The organism is Herbiconiux sp. SALV-R1, assembly GCF_013113715.1.
Classification (GTDB): Bacteria; Actinomycetota; Actinomycetes; order Actinomycetales; family Microbacteriaceae; genus Herbiconiux.
Window position 1 is genome coordinate 129,325 of record NZ_CP053344.1, and the last position, 20,906, is coordinate 150,230.

The window sequence follows — 20,906 nt, forward strand, 5'->3', positions numbered from 1 at the left end:
GAGCCCATGGACGCCGGCGACATCGAGGGAGACCTCACCGAGATCCTGCTCACCGAGGAGCAGATCGCCGAGAAGATCGCGGGTCTCGCCCGTCAGATCGAGGCCGACTACGCCGGGCAGGACGTGCTGCTCGTGGGCGTGCTCCGCGGCGCCGTCATGGTGATGGCCGACCTCGCCCGCGAGCTGAACATGCACATCGAGATGGACTGGATGGCGGTCTCCTCCTACGGGTCGAGCACCCAGTCGAGCGGTGTGGTGCGCATCCTGAAAGACCTCGACACCGACATCGCCGGCCGCAAGGTGCTCATCGTCGAGGACATCATCGACTCCGGCCTCACCCTGTCGTGGCTGTTGTCGAACCTGCGCTCGCGCGGCCCGGAGTCGGTCGAGATCTGCGCGCTGCTGCGGAAGCCCGAGGCCGCGAAGATCGAGATCGACGTGAAGTACGTCGGAGCCGACATCCCGAACGCCTTCGTCGTGGGCTACGGCCTCGACTACGCCGAGCGCTACCGCAACCTCACCTCGATCGGCGTGCTCGCACCCCACGTCTACTCCTGACCGGATGCCCGTCGCGCGAGGGGGCCGGGGCCCGTCGCGGAGACGCACGGGCACCCGTTACGCCCACGGGGAACATGGAGGCGGCGTCCAGCGCCCGGCGGGTACTGTTGCAGCACTGACAAAGGCACCGTGCCGAGCCTCGCGGCACTCGAGCGATGAAGAGACATGAACGCGAAACGCATCCTTCGATCTCCCATTCCGTACATCATCCTGGGTGCGATCGCTCTGTGGATCGGTTTCAGCCTGATCACGAGCGGGGGCTACCGCCAGATCACGACGCAGGAGGGCCTCGGCCTCCTCTCGAGCGGCAAGGTCTCCGAGGCCACCATCATCGACGGTGAGCAGCGGGTCGACATGACCCTCACCAACCCCGACGACGAGTTCGGCCAGAAGGTGCAGTTCTACTACGTCGCCCCGCGCGGCGACGAGGTCGTGACCGCGGTGACGGATGCGAAGCCCGCCGACGGCTTCGACGACCAGGTTCCGCAGACCAACTGGCTGCTCTCGGCGCTCGGCCTCTTCCTCCCGATCCTGCTCATCGCCGCTTTCTTCTGGTTCATGCTCTCGGGCATGCAGGGCGGCGGCAACCGCGTCATGCAGTTCGGCAAGTCGAAGGCGAAGCTCGTCACGAAGGAGACCCCGAAGGTCACCTTCGACGACGTCGCCGGGGCCGAGGAGGCGCTCGAGGAGCTCGAGGAGATCAAGGACTTCCTGAAGGAGCCCGCCAAGTTCCTGGCCGTGGGGGCGCGCATCCCGAAGGGCGTGCTGCTGTACGGCCCTCCCGGTACCGGCAAGACCCTGCTCGCGCGCGCCGTCGCGGGTGAGGCGGGCGTGCCGTTCTACTCCATCTCGGGTTCCGACTTCGTCGAGATGTTCGTGGGTGTCGGCGCGAGCCGTGTGCGCGACCTGTTCACACAGGCCAAGGAGAACTCGCCCGCCATCATCTTCATCGACGAGATCGACGCCGTCGGCCGTCACCGCGGGGCCGGCATGGGTGGCGGCCACGACGAGCGCGAGCAGACCCTCAACCAGCTGCTGGTCGAGATGGACGGCTTCGACGTGAAGACGAACGTCATCCTCATCGCGGCCACCAACCGCCCCGACATCCTCGACCCCGCGCTGCTTCGCCCCGGCCGTTTCGACCGGCAGATCGGCGTCGACGCACCCGACCTCGGCGGTCGCCGCAAGATCCTCGAGGTGCACGGCAAGGGCAAGCCGCTCGCCGCCGGCGTCGACCTCGACGTGGTGGCGCGCAAGACCCCGGGCTTCACGGGTGCCGACCTGGCAAACGTGCTCAACGAGGCGGCGCTCCTCACGGCGCGCAGCAACGCCCAGCTCATCGACAACCGCGCCCTCGACGAGGCGATCGACCGCGTCATCGCCGGCCCGCAGCGGCGCACCCGCGTCATGCGCGACCAGGAGAAGCTGGTGACGGCCTACCACGAGGGCGGGCACGCGCTGGTGGCGGCGGCGATGAACCACACCGACCCCGTCACGAAGGTCACCATCCTTCCGCGCGGCCGCGCGCTCGGCTACACGATGGTGCTGCCCCTCGAAGACCGCTACTCGGTCAGCCGCAACGAACTGCTCGACCAGCTCGCCTACGCCATGGGCGGCCGGGTCGCCGAGGAGGTCGTGTTCCACGACCCCACCACCGGCGCCTCGAACGACATCGAGAAGGCCACCGGCACCGCCCGCAAGATGGTGACCGAGTACGGCATGACGGCCTCGCTCGGCGCGGTGAAGCTCGGCAGCGCCTCGGGCGAGATGTTCCTCGGCCGCAACATGGGTCATGAGCGCGACTACTCCGAGAACCTCGCGCAGCAGGTCGACGCCGAGGTGCGCGGCCTCATCGAGGCCGCTCACGACGAGGCCTGGCAGGTGCTCAACGAGAACCGCGACATCCTCGACAAGCTGGCCGCCGCCCTGCTCGAGAAGGAGACGCTCGACCACGACCAGCTGGCCGAGATCTTCGCCGGCGTGAAGAAGCTCGCGCCGCGCCCGCAGTGGCTCTCGAGCGACAAGCGCCCCGTGTCGAGCCTGCCTCCGGTGGAGTTCCCGTCGAAGGCGCCGATCGACGGTGCGGCCGTCGACGGCAGCGTGGGATCCGACCCGGAGCCGCAGCCCGAGACGAAGCCCAAGCGCAGCCCGGGCTTCAACCCGCGCCCCGCCACCGCCTGAGGCTCGCCGTGTCGGTCGACCGTGACAGGATCGAGGCCGCGGTCAGCGAGATCCTCGCTGCCCTCGGCGACGATCCCGCCCGCGAGGGCCTGCAGCAGACCCCGCGGCGCGTCGCCGAGCTCTACGCCGAACTGTTCGCGGGCGTCGGCGTCGACCCGGCAGAGGCGCTGCGTTCCACCTTCGACTCCTCGCCGGTGAGCTCCGGCGCGGCGCCGGAGACGGATGCGCGGGCCGACGAACGAACGACGGCCGACGATCTCGACGCCTTCGGTCGCCCGGCGCAGCCGGTGCTCCTCCGCGACATCGCGTTCCGTTCCGTGTGCGAGCACCACCTGCTGCCGTTCGAGGGCGTCGCCCACGTGGCCTACGTCCCCTCCGGCCGCATCGCCGGGCTCGGCTCGATCGTGGCCGTCGTCGAGTCGGCCTCGTCGCGCCTGCAGCTGCAGGAGCGGCTCACCGACGACATCGCCGACGCCCTCGAGCGCGCTCTCGACGCGCGGGGCGTGCTCGTCGTGCTCGACGCGAGGCACGGCTGCGTCACCGCGCGCGGCCCGCGTCAGACCGGCAGCACCACCGTCACCCTCTCGGCGCGCGGCAGCCTCGCCGACCCGTCGGCGCGGGCCGAGGTGACCGCGCTGCTGGGGGCGACCCAGGGGCTCGGCCGGTGACCGCGACCGCCGCGGGCGAGGCCCGCACCGCTGCCGCGGAGCCCCGCTCTGCGCCGGGCCAGACCCGCATCATGGGCATCCTCAACGTCACCACCGACTCCTTCAGCGACGGCTGCCGCTACCTCGACCGCGACGCCGCGGTCGCCCACGCCGTCGACATGGTGCGGCGCGGCGCACACATCATCGACGTCGGCGGCGAGTCGACCCGCCCCGGTGCGACGCGCGTCGCCGTCTCCGAAGAGCAGCGTCGGGTTCTCCCGGTCATCCGCGAGCTCGTCGCCCGCGACATCACGGTGAGCGTCGACACCATGAACGCCTCCACCGCGGAGGCCGCCATCGCCGCGGGTGCCGCGATCGTGAACGACGTCTCCGGCGGCCTCGCCGACCCCGAGATGGACGACCTCGTCGTCGACTCGGGCATCCGTTTCGTGGTGATGCACTGGCGCGGCGCGAGCGACGTCATGGTGCAGCACGCCCGCTACGGCGACGTGGTGGGCGAGGTGCTCGGCGAGCTCGAGCTGCGGGCCGCCCAGCTCATCGTGAAGGGCGCCGACCCTCAGCAGCTCATCCTCGACCCCGGCCTCGGCTTCGCCAAGAACGCCGAGCACAACTGGGCGCTGCTCGGGCACCTGCCGAGGCTCACCGCCCTCGGCCTCCCGGTGCTCGTCGGGGCGTCGCGCAAACGCTTCCTCGGGGAGCTCGAACCGGCCGGCGAACCCGGCGAACCGGCCGGCGAACCCGGCGACCCCGGCCGCGACCCCGCCGACCGCGACCTCTCGTCGGCGGTCGTCGCCGGCCTGGCCGCCCGCGACGGCGTCTGGGCCGTGCGCGTGCACGACGTCACCCTCACCCGCACGGCCCTCGCCGTGGCCGGAGCCTGGCAGAACGGAGCCGCCCGATGACAGCCGAGCAGCCGCACCACCGGCCCGAGCTCGACCGCCTGAGCCTCACCGGGCTCGAGGTCTTCGCCCACCACGGCGTGTTCGACTTCGAGCGCGAGAACGGTCAGCTCTTCGTCGTCGACGTCGAGCTCTGGCTCGACACCGCCGCCGCGGCGGCGGGCGACGACCTCTCGGCCACGGTGCACTACGGCGAGCTCGCCGTCGAGATCGCCGCCGCCGTGGCCGCCGACCCGGTCGACCTCATCGAGACCCTCGCCGAGCGCGTCGCCGGCGTCGTGCTCGCCCATCGCCCCGTGCAGCGGGTGCGCGTGGTGGTGCACAAACCGGATGCGCCCATCACCGTGCCCTTCGGCGACGTCTCCATCACGATCGTGCGAGAGCGCGCTGCCGTGCGTGCGGAATCGCCCGAGGCCGTGCGGGCCGTGCTCGCCTTCGGCAGCAACCTGGGCGACCGTGAGGCCACCGTGAAGGCGGCGGTCGCCGAGCTCGCCGCCACGCCCGGCATCGAGGTGCTCGCCGTCTCGCGACTCTACGAGACCGTCGCCGTGAAGCCCGAGGGCATCGACTTCGACGCGCCCGGCTACCTCAACGGCGTGGGCATCGTGAGCACCACCCTCGGGCCCACGGCGCTCCTCGACGTGGTGAACGCCGTCGAGCACGCCCACGGCCGGGTGCGGGCCGAACGCTGGGGCGATCGCACGCTCGACGTCGACATCGTCTCCTACGGCTCGCTCGAGATCGACACCCCGCGGCTCACCCTGCCGCACCCGCGTGCCGGCATCCGCGACTTCGTGCTCGTGCCCTGGCTCGAGGTCGACCCCGATGCGGTCATCCCGGGTCTCGGCCGTGCCGACGCGCTGCTCGACCTCATCCCCGAGACGACCCTCCGGCCGTACGTGGGTGAGACCAGGTGAGGCACACGCATCCGCTGACCGTCGTCGTCTTCGTGGCCGTCGGGGTGGCCGCCGGGTTCGTGCTCGAGGTGTTGCTGGCGTCGGCCGGTCAGCCCGTGCTCATCCCGCCGTTCACCATCGCGCTCACCCTCGTCGTCGTGGCCGCCATCGTGCTGGCGCTCGCCATCCCCATCCGCCGTTCCATCAAGGGCACGTCGACGGCGCGCATCAACCCGTTCCGCGCGATGCGGGTCGTGGTGCTCGCCAAGGCGTCGAGCCTGGTCGGCGGTCTCATTGCCGGGTTCGGCGCGGGGGTCGTGGCCTTCCTCGTCACCCGACCGGTGGTCGCCGACGTGGGTTCGCTCGCGCCGGGGGTCGCCGTCGCCGTCTCGGGGGTGGTGCTGCTCGTCGCCGGGCTCGTCGCGGAGCGCCTGTGCACCCTGCCCCCCGACGAACCGGACGCGGAGCACCACCATGGCTGAACGGCTCACCGTCGACGGGGAGTGGCGGCGGGTGAGCCCGAAGTACCTCGGGGTCGAACTCGTCTCGAGCATCATCGGCGCCCTGGTGCTCTGCGGGGTGACGGTGCCGTTCATCGTGCTGGGCACCTGGTTCGGCTGGCCCGCGCTGGCCGTGGCGGCCGTCGTCGGGGTGCTGCTCGTGGTGCTCGCACCCCGCCGGGTGCGGTCGATCGGGTACCAGCTGCGGGCCGACGACCTCGTCTTCCGTCGCGGCATCATGTTCCACCGCGTCGTGGCGGTGCCCTACGGCCGCATGCAGCTCATCGACATCAACCGCGGGCCGGTGGCCAGGGCGCTCGGCCTGGCCGAGCTGAAGTTCGTCACGGCGGCCGCGGCGACCGGCGTGTCGATCCCCGGCCTGGTCGACGCCGAGGCGACGGCGCTGCGCGACGAGCTCGTGGCGCTCGCCGAGTCCCGCCGGGCCGGCCTGTGACCGAGCCGACCGCACCCGGCGACCCGGCCGCGCATCCGAGGCGGGGTGCACAGACGGAGCTCGCCGACGGGGAGTGGCACCGTCTCCACCCGGCCACGCCGCTGCTGCGCGGGGGCATCATCCTGGTCGCCATCCTCGGGTTCGCGCTGGCGAACTTCCGGGAGCGCCTCATCGACTGGGTGTTCGGGGCGCCCGAGCTCCCCGGCGACCCGTTCGAGGTCGCCTACCAGCGCGGACAGCTCGGCTGGGTCGGGCTCGCCATCGTGGTCGGGCTCATCGTGGGCATCGCGGGCTTCTACCTCTCCTGGCGCATGCACACCTTCCGCGTCGGCGACGAGGTCGTGGAGGTGCGCAGCGGCATCCTGTTCCGCACGCACCGGCGGGCGCGGCTCGATCGCATCCAGGGCGTGGCCATCAGTCGGCCCGTCTTCGCGCGCCTGTTCGGCGCCGCGAAGCTCGACATCAGTGTCGCGGGTCAAGACGCCAAGGTGCAGCTCGCCTACCTCGGCAGCGCCGGGGCCGACGAGCTGCGCCGGGCCGTGCTGCTGCTGGCGTCGGGCGCGCGCGCCGAGGCGCGGAGCCAGGGTGTGGCGGCGCCGGCGGGGGCGGATGCTGCGGCTGACGCAGCGGGGTCGGTCACGCCCGAGGTCCCCGGTGTCGACGACCAAATGCCCGCCGGGCCGGCCGTGCCCGCGACCGGCGCGCCGGTCCCCTCCTTCCCGCCCGCCGCATCCGACGCCGGCATCGTCAATCAGCGGGTGCGGGAGTTCCTCGCCCCCGAGCTCGACCCCGACGCCGCGCCGCCGGAGTCGGTGGTGCGCATCCGCCCCGGCCGGCTCATCGGCTCGCTCCTGCTCAGCGGCTTCACCGTCGCGCTCGTCGCCGTCGCCGTCTTCCTCGTCGTCATGTCGGTGCAGGGGCGACGCGAGTTCTTCGCCATCCTCATCATCCCCGGCCTCGCGGCCGCCATCGGCTACTACTTCAACCGCTTCACCAAGTCGCTGCGCTACAGCATCGCCGCGACGCCCGACGGGGTGCGCGTGGGCTTCGGGCTGCTCTCGACGAGCAACGACACCGTGCCGCCCGGTCGCATCCACGCCATCGAGGTCAGCCAGCCATTGCTCTGGCGGCCGGCAGGGTGGTGGATGATCCGCATCAACCGCGCGGGCGCCGCCGGCGAGGGCAGCGCTCAGACCTCCACCACCATGCTGCCCGTCGGCACCCTCGACGACGTGCGCAAGGTGCTCGGCCTCCTCCTGCCCGGCCTCACAGGCGAGACCACCCGCGAGCTGGTGCTCTCCGGCCTGGTGGCCCGGGCCGGGGAGGGGTTCACCGACTCGCCCCGCCGGGCCTGGCCGCTGCGGCCGCTCTCCTGGCGCCGCACCGGGTTCGCCGTCGCACCCGATGCCGTGCTGCTGCGCTCGGGCTTCGTGTGGCGCAAACTCGTGGTGGTGCCGTGGGCTCGGGTGCAGAGCATCCGTGTCTCTCAAGGGCCCGTCGAACGGATGCTCGACCTGGTCACCGTACTCGTGCACACCGTGTCGGGGCCGGTGCGGGCCGCGGCGGCCGCCGTCGACCGCCGCACCGGAACCGAGGCTTTCGAGAACTGGACCGCTGCCGCCGTCGCGGCCGCGGCATCCGATCGCAGTCACCGCTGGGCGGAGGGAGAACGATGAGGCCGTCGGAACGCACGGGCCGGCTGGGAGTCGGCATCGTGGGCGCGGGGCGCGTGGGGCCCGTGCTCGGGGCGGCGCTCGCCGGGGCCGGGCACATGCTGGTGGGCGTCGCCGCCATCTCGCAGGAGAGCGTGGAGCGCGCCGAGGCGATCCTGCCCGGGGTGCCCGTGCTCACCGTGCCCGAGCTGGTCGAGCGCAGCGAGCTGGTGGTGCTCGCGGTGCCGTCAGACCAGCTCGAGCCGCTCGTCGCCGGGCTCGCCGAGACGGGCACCTGGCAGATGGGGCAGCTCGTGCTGCACACCGCGGCCCAATACGGCACCGAGGTGTTCGCGCCGGCGCGGGCGGCCGGGGTCATTCCGCTGGCCGTGCACCCGGCCATGGCGTTCACGGGAACGAGCATCGACGTCGCGCGGTTGGCGGGCACGCACTTCGCCGTCACGGCGCCCGCCCCCGTGCTGCCGATCGCGCAGGCGCTGGTGGTCGAGATGGGCGGGGAGCCGGTCGTGGTCGCCGAGGGCGACCGGGCCGCCTACGCCGAGGCCGTCGAGACGGCGACCACGTTCTCGACCGCGATCGTCGACCAGGCGGCGGGCCTGCTCGAGGGTATCGGCGTCGAGGCACCGGGGCGGATGCTCGCACCGCTCGTGCGCTCGGCGGTCGAGAACGCGCTGCTGCGCGCCGGCGGGGGCGCGGGGGTCTGAGCGGGCGGGTTCCGCCGGGCGCGGGGTGGCGCGGCTGTGCGGCGAGCGGGGCGGGGCGCGACGGGGGCGCGGGGCGCGGGGGGCGCCGGGGGCGCGGGGTCTGAGCCGGCGGGTTGTGCCGGCGCGGCGGCGGGGTGCGGTCTGCGACGGGGTAGCATCGGGGAGCGGCCGGGCAGCTCGCCGGCGCACGCACCAGCACCGAAGGAGCCCCCGGTGGCAGAAGCATCCGGCGCCGTCGTCACCACGAACGACGCGCCCGTCACCCCGCGCGGAGCGCCCGTCGTCGCCACCTCGGTCGCCGAGGTGCGGCAGGAGATCGCCCGGGCGGTTGCGCGACGTGGTGGCGCCGCGGGCTCCGAGGCCCGGGTGGCCCTCGTGCCCACCATGGGCGCCCTGCACCGCGGACACCTCGCGCTCGTCGAGCGCGCGGCCGAGCTCGCCGAGGTGGTGGTGGTGTCGGTCTTCGTGAACCCGCTGCAGTTCAACGACCCCGCCGACCTCGAGCGCTACCCGCGTGACCTCGACGCCGACCTCGCCGCGCTGGCGGGTGTCGAGCCCGGCGCCGACATCGTGTTCGCCCCCGGCGTCGACGACCTCTACCCCCGCGGCGACGTGGCGACCCGGGTCACCGCGGGCCGCGTCGGCACGCTCTTCGAGGGGCGCAGCCGCCCCGGGCACTTCGACGGCATGCTCACCGTGGTGGCCAAGCTGCTCAACGTCGTCGGGCCCGACGTGGTGCTGTTCGGCGAGAAGGATGCTCAGCAGGTGTTCCTGGTGCGGCGCATGATCGCCGACCTCGACATGCCCGTCGAGCTGCACGAGGTCGAGACGGTGCGCGACGACGACGAACTCGCGCTGTCCAGCCGCAACCGCTTCCTCGACGCGCGTGAGCGCCGTGCCGCCGTCACCCTGCCGCACGTGCTCGAGGCCGCCGAGTCGGCCTCCGACCGCGGCATCGACGCCGTGCTCGCCGCCGCCCAGGCCGCCGCCATGGGCGAGAACCTCGTCGACCTCGACTACCTCGCCGTCGTGCACCCCGACACCTTCCTCCCCGTCGACGACGACTACCGCGGCCGCGCCCGCGTCATCATCGCCGCCACCGTCGGCGACACCCGCCTCATCGACAACCGCGCCATCTACCTCGCCTGAAGTGCACAGCCAGCCCGGCTAAAGTGGACGGGACACGAGGAGACCTGCCCAGAATGACCGACGCATCCGCGCCTTCGACCGTTGCCGACGAGCCCTCCGAGGAGGAGATCTCCGAGCAGAAGGCGGTGCGGCTGGCGAAGCGGGAGCGACTGAACGAGTCGGGTGCGGAGGCGTACCCGGTGTCGGTGCCGGTGACCACGACCATTCCCGCGGTGCGCGCGGCGTGGGGTCACCTGCAGGCCGACGAGGTGTCGGGCGAGACGGTCGGGCTCGCCGGCCGCGTGGTGCACCTCCGCAACACGGGCAAGCTGTGCTTCGTGTCGCTGCAGTCGGGTGACGGGTCGCGCATCCAGGCGATGGTGTCGCTGGCGAACGTGGGCGAGGAGTCGCTCGCCCGCTTCAAGGAGCTCGTCGACCTCGGCGACCACCTCTTCGTCTCGGGCGAGGTCATCTCCTCGCGCCGCGGCGAGCTGAGCGTCATGGTGGCGGAGTGGAAGATCGCCGCGAAGGCCATCCTCCCCTTGCCGAACCTGCACTCCGAGCTCTCGGAAGAGACGCGGATGCGCAACCGCTACCTCGATCTCATCGTGCGCGAGCAGGCCCGCACCATGGTGCGCACGCGCGCGCTCGCCATGGCGTCGCTGCGCTCCACCTTCACCGGTCGCGACTTCCTCGAGGTCGAGACGCCGATGCTGCAGACCATCCACGGCGGAGCCGCGGCCCGCCCCTTCGTCACCCACTCGAACGCCTTCGACACCGAGCTGTACCTGCGCATCGCGCCCGAGCTGTTCCTCAAGCGCGCCGTCGTGGGCGGCATCGACAGGGTGTTCGAGATCAACCGCAACTTCCGCAACGAGGGCGCCGACTCCACCCACAGCCCCGAGTTCGCCATGCTCGAGGCCTACGAGGCCTACGGCGACTACACCTCCATCGCCGAGCTCACGCAGACCCTCGTGCAGAACGCAGCCCTCGCGGTCGCGGGCTCGCACGTGGTGACCTGGGCCGACGGCACCGAGTACGACCTCGGCGGCGAGTGGGACCGCATCAGCATGTACGACTCGCTCTCCGCAGCATCCGGTGTCGACATCACGCCCGAGACGAGCGTCGCCGAACTGCAGGCTCTCGCCGACCGCGAGGGCGTCGAGGTGCACCTGCCGAACCACGGCAAGCTCGTCGAAGAGCTCTGGGAGCACTTCGTGAAGGGCGACCTCGTGCGCCCCACCTTCGTGCTCGACTTCCCGGTCGAGACCAGCCCGCTCACCCGGGCGCACCGCAGCATCCCGGGCGTGGTCGAGAAGTGGGACCTCTACGTGCGCGGCTTCGAGCTGGCCACCGGCTACTCCGAGCTCGTCGACCCGGTGGTGCAGCGCGAGCGCTTCGTCGAGCAGGCCAAGCAGGCGGCCGCCGGCGACGACGAGGCCATGCGCCTTGACGAGGAGTTCCTGCGCGCCCTCGAGTTCGGCATGCCCCCGTCGGGCGGCATGGGCATGGGCATCGACAGGCTGCTCATGGCGTTGACCGGGCTCGGCATCCGCGAGACCATCCTGTTCCCCCTGGTGAAGTGAGGTTCGGCGCGTGAGTTTTCTGGGCGGCAGCAAAGACCCGTTCGAGCCGGGCAAGACCGAACGGGAGAATCTGCAGAAGAAGGCCGAGGAGGCCGAGAAAGGCAAGAACCCCAACCGGCCGTCGAACTCGCGCATCGCGATCTGGGTGATCGTGGGCGGGGTGGGGCTGTACCTCATCGGCTCAGGGGTCTGGGGCATCCTCACCCACTAGCGCGAGCCGCCCGCAGGCGGCGCGTAGGCGGCGCGGGTGCGGTCGGCCGCCCGCGATCGGCACGGACGGCCGCCCGCGCCCGGCCGGCGCGGGCGCACGGTGGGCGACCACCGCCGCATCCGGGTACGGTCGTGCGCATGACCGCAGCCCGCGTCAGCTCCCGCTCCCGCGACTCCCGCGTGCCCGTCTTCGCGCACGACGTGCCGCGCAGCCTCGTCGCCATGGTGCCGGCCGTCGTCGTGGGCTTCGGCCTCCAGTTCGTCGCCATCGTCACGCTCGAAGTCGCGCTGCTCGAACTCACCGTGGCGGGCGTGCTCATGTTCTGGGGCGCCTACTGCGTGAGCGCCATCGTCATCACGCTCGTCGTGTTCGGTCGGGTCGGTTCGCACGAGCTCGCCCGCAGACTCCGCCGCACGGCGCCGCCCGAGAAGGGCTGGCAGCGGATGCTCGCCGCCTCCATGGGCGCCGGTGCGGTCTCCTGGGCGGTCGCCGGCTCCGTCTTCGCCATCGTCGCCGTGGTCTACCTCGCGCTCAACCCCTCGCTCGGGTCGTCGCCCCTCGTCACCTGGGGCGCCGTCGTCGCGGTGGCGGGTTCGTGGGCGGTGACCATGGTGTCGTTCGCGGTGCACATCGCGCGCCACGACGAGTTGCACGGGGGAGCGGAGTTCCCGGGCGGGAGCACCCCGCTGTTCACCGACTACCTCTACCTCGCCGCCCAGATCGGCACCACCTTCGGCGGCTCCGACGTCGACATCACGACGAGAGGGATGCGTCGCATCGTGATGAGCTACAGCATCATCGCCTTCACCTTCAACACGGTGATCGTGGCGCTGCTCGTGAGCGTGCTGATCGCCCGCGTCAGCTGAGCGGACCGCCCGCCGGCCTCCCAGACTCATGCCGTATCGTTGACGGCGTGAACGACTTCTGGCCCGCCGTGTACGCACTGGCCCCGACCGTGCTGATCGGGCTGGTGTTCTGGTTCATCATGCGCGCCGTCGTGCGGGCCGACAAGTCGGAGCGGCGCGCCCTGGCGAAGGTCGAGTCGGAGGAGCGCCGCAAACTCGGGCTGCCGGAGAAGACGCAGGCCTCCTAACCGATACGGTATCCCTGGGAGTTCGACAGGGGAGGCGCAGTGACGGGTGCGGACATAGCGGCGTTGGTCGCGCTCCTGCTGCTGGCGGTCGACCTGCTCATCCGCATCATCGCGGTCATCATCGTGCCGCGCAATCGCCGGCCCTCCACCGGCATCGCGTGGCTCATGGCCATCTTCGTGCTGCCGTACGTCGGGTTCCTGCTGTTCCTGCTCATCGGCAGTTACAAGCTCCCGAAGGGCCGGCGCGACAAGCAGTACGCCATCAACGAGTTCATCATCGAGACCACGGAGGGCATCGAGCGCGTCAGCGACGACGACCCGTGGCCGCCGTGGTTCAAGAACGTCGTCGAGCTCAACCGCACCCTCGGAGCGATGCCCCTGGTGGGCGGCAACCAGGCGTCGCTCGTCGGCGACTACGACGCGAGCATCCGTCTCATGACCGACGAGATCGACAAGGCGCACCGCTACGTGCACGCCGAGTTCTACATCCTCTCCTACGACGAGACCACGAAGCCGTTCTTCGAGGCGCTGGCGGCCGCCGTGAAGCGCGGGGTCACCGTGCGGGTGCTGCTCGACCACATCGCCTCCGTGCGGGCGCCCGGGTACAAGAAGACCGTGAAGCTGCTCAACCAGATGGGCGTGAAATGGCACTTCATGCTGCCGGTGCAGCCGCTGAAGGGCAAGTGGCAGCGGCCCGATCTGCGCAACCACCGCAAGATCCTCGTCATCGACGGCGACGTCGCGTTCATGGGATCGCAGAACGTGGTCGACCGCAGCTACAACAAGAAGGGCAACATCCGCCGCGGGCTCAAGTGGCAAGACCTCATGACGCGCCTCGAGGGGCCGATCGTGGCGGGTATCAACGCCATCTTCATCACCGACTGGTACAGCGAGTCGAACGAGCTGCTGCTGCGCGAGACCCGCGCCATCACCGACGACATCATCGACGACGAACCGGATGCGCTCGACATGCAGGTGGTCCCCTCCGGTCCCGGATTCGAGGGCGAGAACAACCTCCGCCTGTTCCTCGCGCTGCTCTACGCGGCGCAGGAGCGCATCATCATCACGAGCCCCTACTTCGTGCCCGACGACGCGATGCTCTACGCCATCACCACCGCCACGCAGCGCGGGGTCGACGTGCATCTGTTCGTCTCCGAGATCGGCGACCAGGCGCTGGTGTACCACGCGCAGCGCTCCTACTACGAGGTGCTGCTGCGGGCGGGCGTGCGCATCTTCATGTACCAGGCGCCGTACATCCTGCACTCCAAGCACTTCACCATCGACGACGAGGTCGCCGTGATCGGCTCGAGCAACATGGACATGCGCTCGTTCAGCCTCAACATGGAGGTCTCGCTCATGGTGCGCGGCCGCAGCTTCGTCGACGAGATGCGCGAGGTCGAGGCGGGCTACCGCGAGGTGAGCCGCGAACTCACCCTCGAGGAGTGGCGCAAGCAGCCCCTCCGCTCCACCATCCTCGACAACCTCGCCCGCCTCACCTCCGCCATCCAGTAGCCCCTGTTCGGCGGGCCGAAATACTGGGAATCGCGGGGTTCAGGTCGCGCGGGGGCGCCCCGGTCGGCCACACTGGTGCACGGCCGCGGCGGCATTCCCCGGGGCAGCGACGACGCCGATGCTGTTCTGGCGTCGGCGCTTACCGAAGGCAATCCCGTGGCACTCTGGTCGATCTTCCTGCTCGCGCTCGGCGTCTCGGCCGACGCCTTCGCGGTCGCCCTCGGCAAGGGCCTCCAGATGCGGCGCTTCGACGTGCGCCACGCCCTCGTCATCGCCCTGACCTTCGGCGCTTTCCAGGCCGCGATGCCGCTCCTCGGCTGGGTGCTCGGCACGCAGCTCAACCAGTTCATCGCGCCCGTCGACCACTGGATCGCCTTCGGCCTGCTCGCCCTCATCGGCGGCAAGATGATCTGGGAGGCCTTCGCCAAGGCCGAGCAGAGAGAGATCGAGAGCCGCCTCGACGTGCGCGAGCTGCTCGTGCTCGCGGTCGCCACGAGCATCGACGCCCTCGCCGTCGGCATCTCGCTCGCCTTCGTCGCCGCGTCGATCTGGGAGGCCATCGCCGTCATCGGCGTCACGACCGCCGTGCTCACCTTCGCCGGAATCGTCGTCGGCCACCGGGTGGGCCTTCGCTTCCGCGGCCCCGCCGAGGTCGTCGGCGGTGTCATCCTCGTGCTCATCGGCCTCAAGATCCTGCTCGAGCACCTCGGCGTCATCGCGTTCTAGCGACGCGGCGCCCGGCTCGGCGCCAGCGACGAGGGCGTTCTAGCGGCGGGGCTGCAGGCGCACTCCGGGCAGCACGGGCGCGGGGAGGGGCCTGCCGGTGTAGTGGTGGTCGGTGGCTCCGAAGCGGCGGGGCGCAGCATCCGGAGCGTCAGCGCCCTCGAATCCCGACTCGCGCTGCCACTGGTCGCGGTACCCCACGACCTCCTCGTGGGTGCGCCCCACGAAGTTCCACCACATGAGCAGCTGCTCGCCGAACGGCGTGCCCCCGATGAGCACGAGCCGCACCGGATGCTCGCCCGCCCCCAGAGACACGGATGCGCGGCCCTCGCCGAGGTACACCAGCTCGGTGCGCTCGAAGCTCTCGCCGTCGACCTCGACCGGCCCGGCGTCGACGAGCACGCCGTGCTCGAAAGCGGCATCGAGCTGCAGCTCCGCGCGCCCGCCGGCCGGCAGCAGGATCTCGGCTGCCACCAGCGGCGAGAAGGTCGTGGCACCGACCGAGACGCCGCCGAGGGACCCCACGAAGACGCTCACCGTGGCGTCGTCGACCGTCGTGGTCACCGCGTCGACGCTCTCGAAGAACGGGTCGACGTCGCGCGAGGCGTCGGGAAGCGCCACCCAAAGCTGCACCCCGTGCAGCGTGCGGGTGGCGGCGGTCGACACCTCGGAGTGCGAGATGCCGTGCCCCGCGGTCATCAGGTTGAGGGTGCCCGGCCGCACGAAAGCGTGGCTGCCGACCGAGTCGCGGTGCTCGATCTCGCCGGCGAATAGCCAGCTCACCGTCTGCAGCCCGGTGTGCGGATGCGGCGGCACGACCATGCCCCCGGTCTCCGCCACGTCGGACGGCCCGTAGTGGTCGATGAAGCACCACGCCCCGATGGTGCTGCGCCCCTTGCTCGGCAGGGTGCGGTGCACCGTCATCGCGCGCGGGCCGCCGAGCGGCACCTCGCGCGCGGCGATCACCTCGAGGCTCTCCATGACCGAATACTATGTGGCTCGGCCCAATGTCAGGCCTTACAGGGGGAACCATGCTCGCATCCGTGCTCGCCGATAACGACAGCTTCGTCTGGAACTACGGTTACCAGCTCGACCCGATCACGGGGGTGTTCAGCCTCGCCGTCGCGGTGCTCACCATCGCGGGCCAGTGGGCGGTGTTCAACAAGGCCGGCCTCCACGGCTGGGCCGCGATCGTCCCGTTCTACAACCTCTGGACGCTGTGCAAGACCGCCGGCCGCCCCGGCTGGTGGTTCATCTGGCTGATCCTCCCCATCGCCAACATCATCGTCGGCATCATCATCGCCGTCGAGGTGGCTCGCAGGTTCGGCCGCGGCGGGGCGTTCGGCTTCTTCCTGCTGTTCTGGCCGCTGCCGTTCATCGGCTACCCCATCCTCGGCTTCGGCAGCGCGCAGTACCAAGGCGCCCCGTACCAGGGCGAGGGTGCGGGCCAGGTGCGCATCTGAGCCGAGTCACGCCCACGGCGAACAGGGGCTGCCCGGCCCCCCTTCGCTCGTTAGTCTCTTCCTAACGGTCGCCATCCACCGGCCCTGGCGACCAGGGAGACTGACATGTTCGAGAGATTCACCGATCGCGCCCGCCGCGTCGTCGTCCTGGCCCAAGAAGAGGCCAAGATGCTCAACCACAACTACATCGGCACCGAGCACATCCTGCTGGGGCTGATCCACGAGGGTGAGGGCGTCGCCGCCAAGGCGCTCGAGTCTCTCAACATCTCGCTCGACGCCGTGCGCGAGCAGGTTCAAGACATCATCGGCCAGGGCCAGCAGCAGCCCACCGGGCACATCCCCTTCACGCCGCGCGCGAAGAAGGTGCTCGAGCTGAGCCTCCGTGAGGCGCTGCAGCTCGGCCACAACTACATCGGCACCGAGCACATCCTGCTCGGCCTCATCCGCGAGGGCGAGGGCGTCGCCGCCCAGGTGCTCGTGAAGCTGGGCGCCGACCTCAACCGTGTGCGTCAGCAGGTCATCCAGCTGCTCTCCGGCTACCAGGGCAAGGAGCAGGTCGCGGTGGGCGGCAACGACGCGGCTCCCGACAAGGGCTCGCAGATCCTCGACCAGTTCGGCCGCAACCTCACCCAGGCCGCGCGCGACAACAAGCTCGACCCGGTGATCGGCCGCGAGAAGGAGATCGAGCGGGTCATGCAGATCCTCTCGCGCCGCTCGAAGAACAACCCCGTGCTGATCGGTGAGCCCGGCGTCGGCAAGACCGCCGTCGTGGAGGGCCTCGCCCAGGCCATCGTGCGCGGAGACGTGCCCGAGACCCTGAAAGACAAGCAGCTCTACACCCTCGACCTCGGTTCGCTGATCGCCGGCTCGCGCTACCGCGGTGACTTCGAGGAGCGCCTGAAGAAGGTCACCAAGGAGATCCGCACCCGCGGCGACATCATCACCTTCATCGACGAGATCCACACCCTCGTGGGTGCGGGTGCCGCCGAGGGCGCGATCGACGCGGCGAGCATCCTGAAGCCGCTGCTGGCCCGCGGCGAGCTGCAGACCATCGGCGCCACCACCCTCGACGAGTACCGCAAGCACTTCGAGAAGGATGCCGCGCTCGAGCGCCGCTTCCAGCCCATCCAGGTGGCCGAGCCGTCGCTGCCCCACGCGATCAACATCCTGAAGGGTCTGCGCGACAAGTACGAGGCGTTCCACAAGGTGTCGATCACCGACGGCGCCATCGTCGCCGCCGCGAACCTGGCCGACCGCTACGTGCAAGACCGCTTCCTGCCCGACAAGGCCATCGACCTGATCGACGAGGCCGGCGCGCGCCTGCGCCTGTCGATCCTGTCGGCCCCGCCGGAGCTGCGTGAGTTCGACGAGCGCATCGCCACGGTGCGCGGCCAGAAGGAAGCCGCGATCGAAGACCAGGACTTCGAGAAGGCCGCGTCGCTGCGTGACGAGGAGAAGAACCTCCTCGGCGAGCGACTGCGCCTGGAGAAGCAGTGGAAGTCGGGCGACGTGCAGACCTCCGGCATCGTCGACGAGGGGCTCATCGCCGAGGTGCTGGCGCAGGCCACGGGCATCCCGGTGTTCAAGCTCACCGAGGAGGAGTCGGCACGCCTCGTGTTCATGGAGAAGGCCCTGCACCAGCGGGTCATCGGCCAGAACGAGGCCATCGCGGCGCTGTCGCGCACCATCCGCCGCACCCGCGCGGGCCTGAAAGACCCGAAGCGCCCCTCGGGCTCGTTCATCTTCGCCGGCCCCACCGGCGTCGGCAAGACCGAGCTCGCCAAGGCGCTCGCCGAGTTCCTGTTCGACGACGAGAACGCACTCATCTCGCTCGACATGTCGGAGTACGGCGAGAAGCACACCGTCTCGCGGCTGTTCGGTGCCCCTCCCGGGTTCGTCGGCTTCGAGGAGGGCGGCCAGCTCACCGAGAAGGTGCGCCGCAAGCCCTTCAGCGTGGTGCTCTTCGACGAGATCGAAAAGGCCCACCCCGACATCTTCAACTCGCTGCTGCAGGTGCTGGAGGAGGGTCGTCTCACCGACGGTCAGGGTCGTGTCGTCGACTTCAAGAACACGGTCATCATCATGACGACCAACCTCGGTACCAAAGACATCACGGGCAGCCCCATCGGATTCCAGGTGTCGGGCAACGAGGCGACGTCGTACGACCGCATGAAGGCGAAGGTCTCGGAAGAGCTGAAGAAGAACTTCAAGCCGGAGTTCCTCAACCGCGTCGATGACACCATCGTGTTCCCGCAGCTCAACAAGAGCGAGCTGCTGCAGATCGTCGACCTGTTCATCAAGCGCCTGCGCGACCGTCTGCTCGACCGCGACATGTCGATCGAGCTCACCCTCGCCGCCAAGGAGCGCCTCATCGAGGTCGGGTTCGACCCGGCCCTCGGTGCCCGGCCGCTCCGCCGAGCGATGCAGCACGAGGTCGAAGACCAGCTGTCGGAGCGCATCCTGCAGGGCGAGCTCAACGCGGGTGACCACATCCACGTCGACTTCCTCGACGGCAAGTTCGTCTTCACCCAGAGCTCGCGCGAGCCGGTCGCCATCGGCGCCGGCGACGGCGAGCAGGTCGCGGCGGCCGCCGCCGCTGCCGCGCTGGGCGACCTCGACTAGCCACCGCTCGCTCGACGACGTACGAAGGGCCGGTCACCTCAGGGTGGCCGGCCCTTCGGCGTTCCCATCGGGCAGGAGGGGCTCGCGCGAGCACTACGCTGGTTCGATGAGTTCGAGCGAAGCGCCCGCCTTCACCGTGCGGCGGGCGCGCACCAGTGACGTCCCGTGGATCCAGAGCCTCGTGGAGCCCCTGGTGCAGCGACGAATCCTGCTCGGCAAAGACGCCGTGGTGTTCTACGAGGCCGTGCAGGAGTTCCGCATCGCCGAAGACGCCGAGGGCCGGGCGATCGGATGCGGGGCGCTCCACGTGTTCTGGGAAGACCTCGGCGAGGTGCGCACTCTCGCCGTGCACGACGACTGGCTCGGCAAGGGTGTGGGGAGGGCGCTGCTCGAGCAGATCGAGGCCGATGCCCGCGAGCTCGGCCTCAGCCGCCTGTTCTGCCTCACCTTCGAGGTGCCGTTCTTCGAGCGCAACGGCTACACCGCGTCGCCGCTCTCGCTCGTCGACCCCGAGGTGTACGCTGAGCTCGTGCGCTCGCCCGACGAGGGTGTCGCCGAGTTCCTCGACCTGGCCCGCGTGAAGCCGAACACCCTCGGCAACACGCGCATGCTGAAGCACCTGTGATGGCGACCGACGAGCAGGGCCCCGACACACCGGGCCCCGACGACGGCGGCCGCCCGAGCTTCAACGAGCGTCTCCGCGCCCGCTACTTCGGGCGCCGTGCGGCGGGGGAGACGGATGCGGAGGCCGCCGAGGCTGAATCGGTGCGCCGCAAGAGCAACCAGATGGGCTTCTTCGGCCGGGTCGAACGGCCGGGCGGCTTCGACAGCCCGCCCGAGGAGCCGGTCGAGCTCGAGGGACCCCTGCCGTGGGAGCTCGGCGGGGAGACCGACCGGGCGTGACTACCGCGCCGCGCTGGCGCATCCGATGCACAGCCGTGCGGTCGGCCGCGCCTCGAGCCTTCCGGCGCTGATCACCTCACCGCAGCGTTCGCACACCCCGTAGCGACCTTCGTCGAGCCGGGCGAGTGCAGCGTCGGTGTCGTCGAGCCGCACCGTGGCCGCAGCCAGCAGCCCTGACAGTCGCGACCACTCGCTCGACAGGGTCGGGCCCTCGGGGTCGTGCTCGTCGTCGTCCGACGACGCCTGCCGGATGCTGCGGAGCGCGCCGATCGCAGACTCGAGCGAGCTGATCTCCTCGGCTGCGGCGGCGCGCTCCTCGGTGAGTCGCTCGGCGGCGCCCTCGTGATCGGCCGTGATCAGCCTGCCGGTGCGGGCCCGTCGGTGGGCTCGGCGTCGCCGATGAACTCCTTGAACTCCTCCTGCACGCGCTCGTCGAAGGAGTCGGGCTGCTCGTCCTCCTCGACCTCGGGGTGCTGGCCGTTGTGCTCGAACGATTCGGGGGTGGGGGGATCGACGAATGTGCTCATGCCTCCAGGCTACGCCCGGCTCGCCCTCGCGCCCAGGGCGGTGACCGGTCCTGAAACATCCCGAACACATGGGCGGGTTATCATCCGGGGGTGTCCCCCGTCTCGCCCTATCAGGTCTGCGTCGCCTTCCTCACCCGCGTGGGTGTCGACGGCGCCGTCGAGGTGCTGCTCGGCCGCAAGAAGACGGGAATGGGCTCGGGCAACATCGTGGGTCTCGGCGGCAAGATCGAGGCGGGCGAGACGGCCCTCGAGGCCGCGGTGCGCGAGATCGAGGAGGAGTCGAGCCTCGTGGTCGACCCCGCCGACCTCACCGAGCACGGGCTGGTGAAGTTCTCCTTCCCCTTCCGCGAGAACTGGAGCCAGGACTCCACGGTCTTCGTCGCCAGCCGCTTCAGCGGTGAACCGCTCGAGAGCGACGAGGTCGTCCCCGCCTGGTACCGCGTCGACGACCTGCCGCTCGACGACATGTGGGACGACGCGAAGTACTGGCTGCCCCAGGTGCTGGCCGGCCAGCGGGTGCTCGGCGACTTCACCTTCGGAGCCGACTGCACCACCGTGAGCTCGCACACCATGAGGTCGTCCCGCGTCGCGGTGTGACCCGCACG

General features: G+C 70.6%; 25 protein-coding genes. 22 read left to right on the forward strand and 3 right to left on the reverse strand.

Features of this window, described 5'->3' with window-relative positions; translation table 11 throughout:
* Window positions 1–6: 6 nt before the first annotated feature.
* The 16 genes from hpt (at window position 7) to HL652_RS00745 (ending at window position 14,789) form a co-directional block, all read left to right on the forward strand.
* On the forward strand, window positions 7–558 hold the full coding sequence (hpt, locus tag HL652_RS00670) for a hypoxanthine phosphoribosyltransferase (RefSeq protein WP_171703521.1): 552 nt from the start codon (window positions 7–9) through the stop codon (window positions 556–558).
* A 165-nt stretch (window positions 559–723) separates the two neighbouring features.
* On the forward strand, window positions 724–2,739 hold the full coding sequence (gene ftsH / locus HL652_RS00675; RefSeq protein ID WP_171703522.1) for an ATP-dependent zinc metalloprotease FtsH: 2,016 nt from the start codon (window positions 724–726) through the stop codon (window positions 2,737–2,739).
* An 8-nt stretch (window positions 2,740–2,747) separates the two neighbouring features.
* Window positions 2,748–3,407: a GTP cyclohydrolase I gene (folE, locus tag HL652_RS00680; protein WP_171703523.1), complete on the forward strand. Its 660-nt coding sequence runs from the start codon at window positions 2,748–2,750 to the stop codon at window positions 3,405–3,407.
* Between the two features lie 71 nt (window positions 3,408–3,478).
* The gene (folP, locus tag HL652_RS00685; protein ID WP_171707099.1) at window positions 3,479–4,309 is read left to right on the forward strand and encodes a dihydropteroate synthase; all 831 of its coding nucleotides are present in this window, start codon (window positions 3,479–3,481) and stop codon (window positions 4,307–4,309) included.
* The gene (folB, locus tag HL652_RS00690; protein WP_171703524.1) at window positions 4,306–5,223 is read left to right on the forward strand and encodes a dihydroneopterin aldolase; all 918 of its coding nucleotides are present in this window, start codon (window positions 4,306–4,308) and stop codon (window positions 5,221–5,223) included. The genes folP and folB overlap by 4 nt, the downstream gene beginning before the upstream one ends.
* Window positions 5,220–5,684 carry a DUF3180 domain-containing protein gene (locus tag HL652_RS00695; protein WP_171703525.1) on the forward strand — a complete coding sequence of 155 codons (465 nt, stop codon included), beginning with the start codon at window positions 5,220–5,222 and terminating at the stop codon, window positions 5,682–5,684. Before folB ends, HL652_RS00695 begins: the two co-directional genes overlap by 4 nt.
* Window positions 5,677–6,156, forward strand: a complete 480-nt coding sequence (locus HL652_RS00700; protein ID WP_171703526.1) for a PH domain-containing protein — start codon at window positions 5,677–5,679, stop codon at window positions 6,154–6,156. The genes HL652_RS00695 and HL652_RS00700 overlap by 8 nt, the downstream gene beginning before the upstream one ends.
* Window positions 6,153–7,832, forward strand: a complete 1,680-nt coding sequence (locus tag HL652_RS00705; RefSeq protein WP_171703527.1) for a PH domain-containing protein — start codon at window positions 6,153–6,155, stop codon at window positions 7,830–7,832. Before HL652_RS00700 ends, HL652_RS00705 begins: the two co-directional genes overlap by 4 nt.
* On the forward strand, window positions 7,829–8,533 hold the full coding sequence (locus tag HL652_RS00710) for a Rossmann-like and DUF2520 domain-containing protein (protein WP_171703528.1): 705 nt from the start codon (window positions 7,829–7,831) through the stop codon (window positions 8,531–8,533). The genes HL652_RS00705 and HL652_RS00710 overlap by 4 nt, the downstream gene beginning before the upstream one ends.
* Before the next feature lie 213 nt (window positions 8,534–8,746).
* Window positions 8,747–9,682, forward strand: a complete 936-nt coding sequence (panC, locus tag HL652_RS00715; protein WP_371743534.1) for a pantoate--beta-alanine ligase — start codon at window positions 8,747–8,749, stop codon at window positions 9,680–9,682.
* Between the two features lie 53 nt (window positions 9,683–9,735).
* The gene (lysS, locus tag HL652_RS00720; RefSeq protein ID WP_171703529.1) at window positions 9,736–11,247 is read left to right on the forward strand and encodes a lysine--tRNA ligase; all 1,512 of its coding nucleotides are present in this window, start codon (window positions 9,736–9,738) and stop codon (window positions 11,245–11,247) included.
* A gap of 10 nt (window positions 11,248–11,257) precedes the next feature.
* Window positions 11,258–11,458: a hypothetical protein gene (locus tag HL652_RS00725; RefSeq protein ID WP_171703396.1), complete on the forward strand. Its 201-nt coding sequence runs from the start codon at window positions 11,258–11,260 to the stop codon at window positions 11,456–11,458.
* 137 nt (window positions 11,459–11,595) lie between these two features.
* Entirely contained in the window at window positions 11,596–12,324 is a 729-nt protein-coding gene (locus HL652_RS00730) for a DUF1345 domain-containing protein (protein ID WP_171703530.1), read from the forward strand.
* A 47-nt stretch (window positions 12,325–12,371) separates the two neighbouring features.
* Window positions 12,372–12,551, forward strand: coding sequence for a hypothetical protein (locus HL652_RS00735; RefSeq protein WP_171703531.1), 180 nt, complete (start codon window positions 12,372–12,374; stop codon window positions 12,549–12,551).
* A gap of 39 nt (window positions 12,552–12,590) precedes the next feature.
* Entirely contained in the window at window positions 12,591–14,063 is a 1,473-nt protein-coding gene (cls, locus tag HL652_RS00740; protein ID WP_171703532.1) for a cardiolipin synthase, read from the forward strand.
* 156 nt (window positions 14,064–14,219) lie between these two features.
* Complete coding sequence (locus HL652_RS00745) at window positions 14,220–14,789, forward strand: manganese efflux pump MntP (RefSeq protein ID WP_171703533.1); 570 nt, start codon at window positions 14,220–14,222, stop codon at window positions 14,787–14,789.
* A 39-nt stretch (window positions 14,790–14,828) separates the two neighbouring features.
* Here the strand turns inward: HL652_RS00745 and HL652_RS00750 are convergent, their stop codons facing one another.
* Window positions 14,829–15,767, reverse strand: a complete 939-nt coding sequence (locus HL652_RS00750) for a pirin family protein (protein ID WP_171703534.1) — start codon at window positions 15,765–15,767, stop codon at window positions 14,829–14,831.
* A 50-nt stretch (window positions 15,768–15,817) separates the two neighbouring features.
* Here HL652_RS00750 and HL652_RS00755 point away from each other — a divergent pair, with 50 nt between their 5' ends.
* The 4 genes from HL652_RS00755 to HL652_RS00770 all read left to right on the forward strand — a co-directional run bounded on the left by HL652_RS00755 (window position 15,818) and on the right by HL652_RS00770 (window position 19,774).
* Complete coding sequence (locus tag HL652_RS00755) at window positions 15,818–16,249, forward strand: DUF5684 domain-containing protein (protein ID WP_216603958.1); 432 nt, start codon at window positions 15,818–15,820, stop codon at window positions 16,247–16,249.
* 105 nt (window positions 16,250–16,354) lie between these two features.
* Window positions 16,355–18,871, forward strand: coding sequence for an ATP-dependent Clp protease ATP-binding subunit (locus tag HL652_RS00760; RefSeq protein ID WP_171703535.1), 2,517 nt, complete (start codon window positions 16,355–16,357; stop codon window positions 18,869–18,871).
* A gap of 106 nt (window positions 18,872–18,977) precedes the next feature.
* Window positions 18,978–19,496: an amino-acid N-acetyltransferase gene (locus HL652_RS00765; protein WP_171703536.1), complete on the forward strand. Its 519-nt coding sequence runs from the start codon at window positions 18,978–18,980 to the stop codon at window positions 19,494–19,496.
* Complete coding sequence (locus tag HL652_RS00770; protein WP_171703537.1) at window positions 19,496–19,774, forward strand: hypothetical protein; 279 nt, start codon at window positions 19,496–19,498, stop codon at window positions 19,772–19,774. The genes HL652_RS00765 and HL652_RS00770 overlap by 1 nt, the downstream gene beginning before the upstream one ends.
* On the opposite strand, the gene HL652_RS21585 is transcribed toward HL652_RS00770, so the two are convergent.
* Window positions 19,775–19,927: a TraR/DksA family transcriptional regulator gene (locus HL652_RS21585; RefSeq protein ID WP_253743548.1), complete on the reverse strand. Its 153-nt coding sequence runs from the start codon at window positions 19,925–19,927 to the stop codon at window positions 19,775–19,777.
* A 1-nt stretch (window position 19,928) separates the two neighbouring features.
* Between HL652_RS21585 and HL652_RS21590 the strand changes: the two genes are divergently transcribed.
* Window positions 19,929–20,120, forward strand: coding sequence for a hypothetical protein (locus HL652_RS21590; RefSeq protein ID WP_253743550.1), 192 nt, complete (start codon window positions 19,929–19,931; stop codon window positions 20,118–20,120).
* A 10-nt stretch (window positions 20,121–20,130) separates the two neighbouring features.
* On the opposite strand, the gene HL652_RS21595 is transcribed toward HL652_RS21590, so the two are convergent.
* Window positions 20,131–20,301 (reverse strand): hypothetical protein, encoded by a 171-nt coding sequence (locus tag HL652_RS21595; RefSeq protein ID WP_253743552.1) that lies wholly within the window; start codon window positions 20,299–20,301, stop codon window positions 20,131–20,133.
* A gap of 90 nt (window positions 20,302–20,391) precedes the next feature.
* Between HL652_RS21595 and HL652_RS00780 the strand changes: the two genes are divergently transcribed.
* Complete coding sequence (locus HL652_RS00780; protein ID WP_253743554.1) at window positions 20,392–20,898, forward strand: 8-oxo-dGTP diphosphatase; 507 nt, start codon at window positions 20,392–20,394, stop codon at window positions 20,896–20,898.
* The last annotated feature ends 8 nt before the right edge of the window (window positions 20,899–20,906 follow it).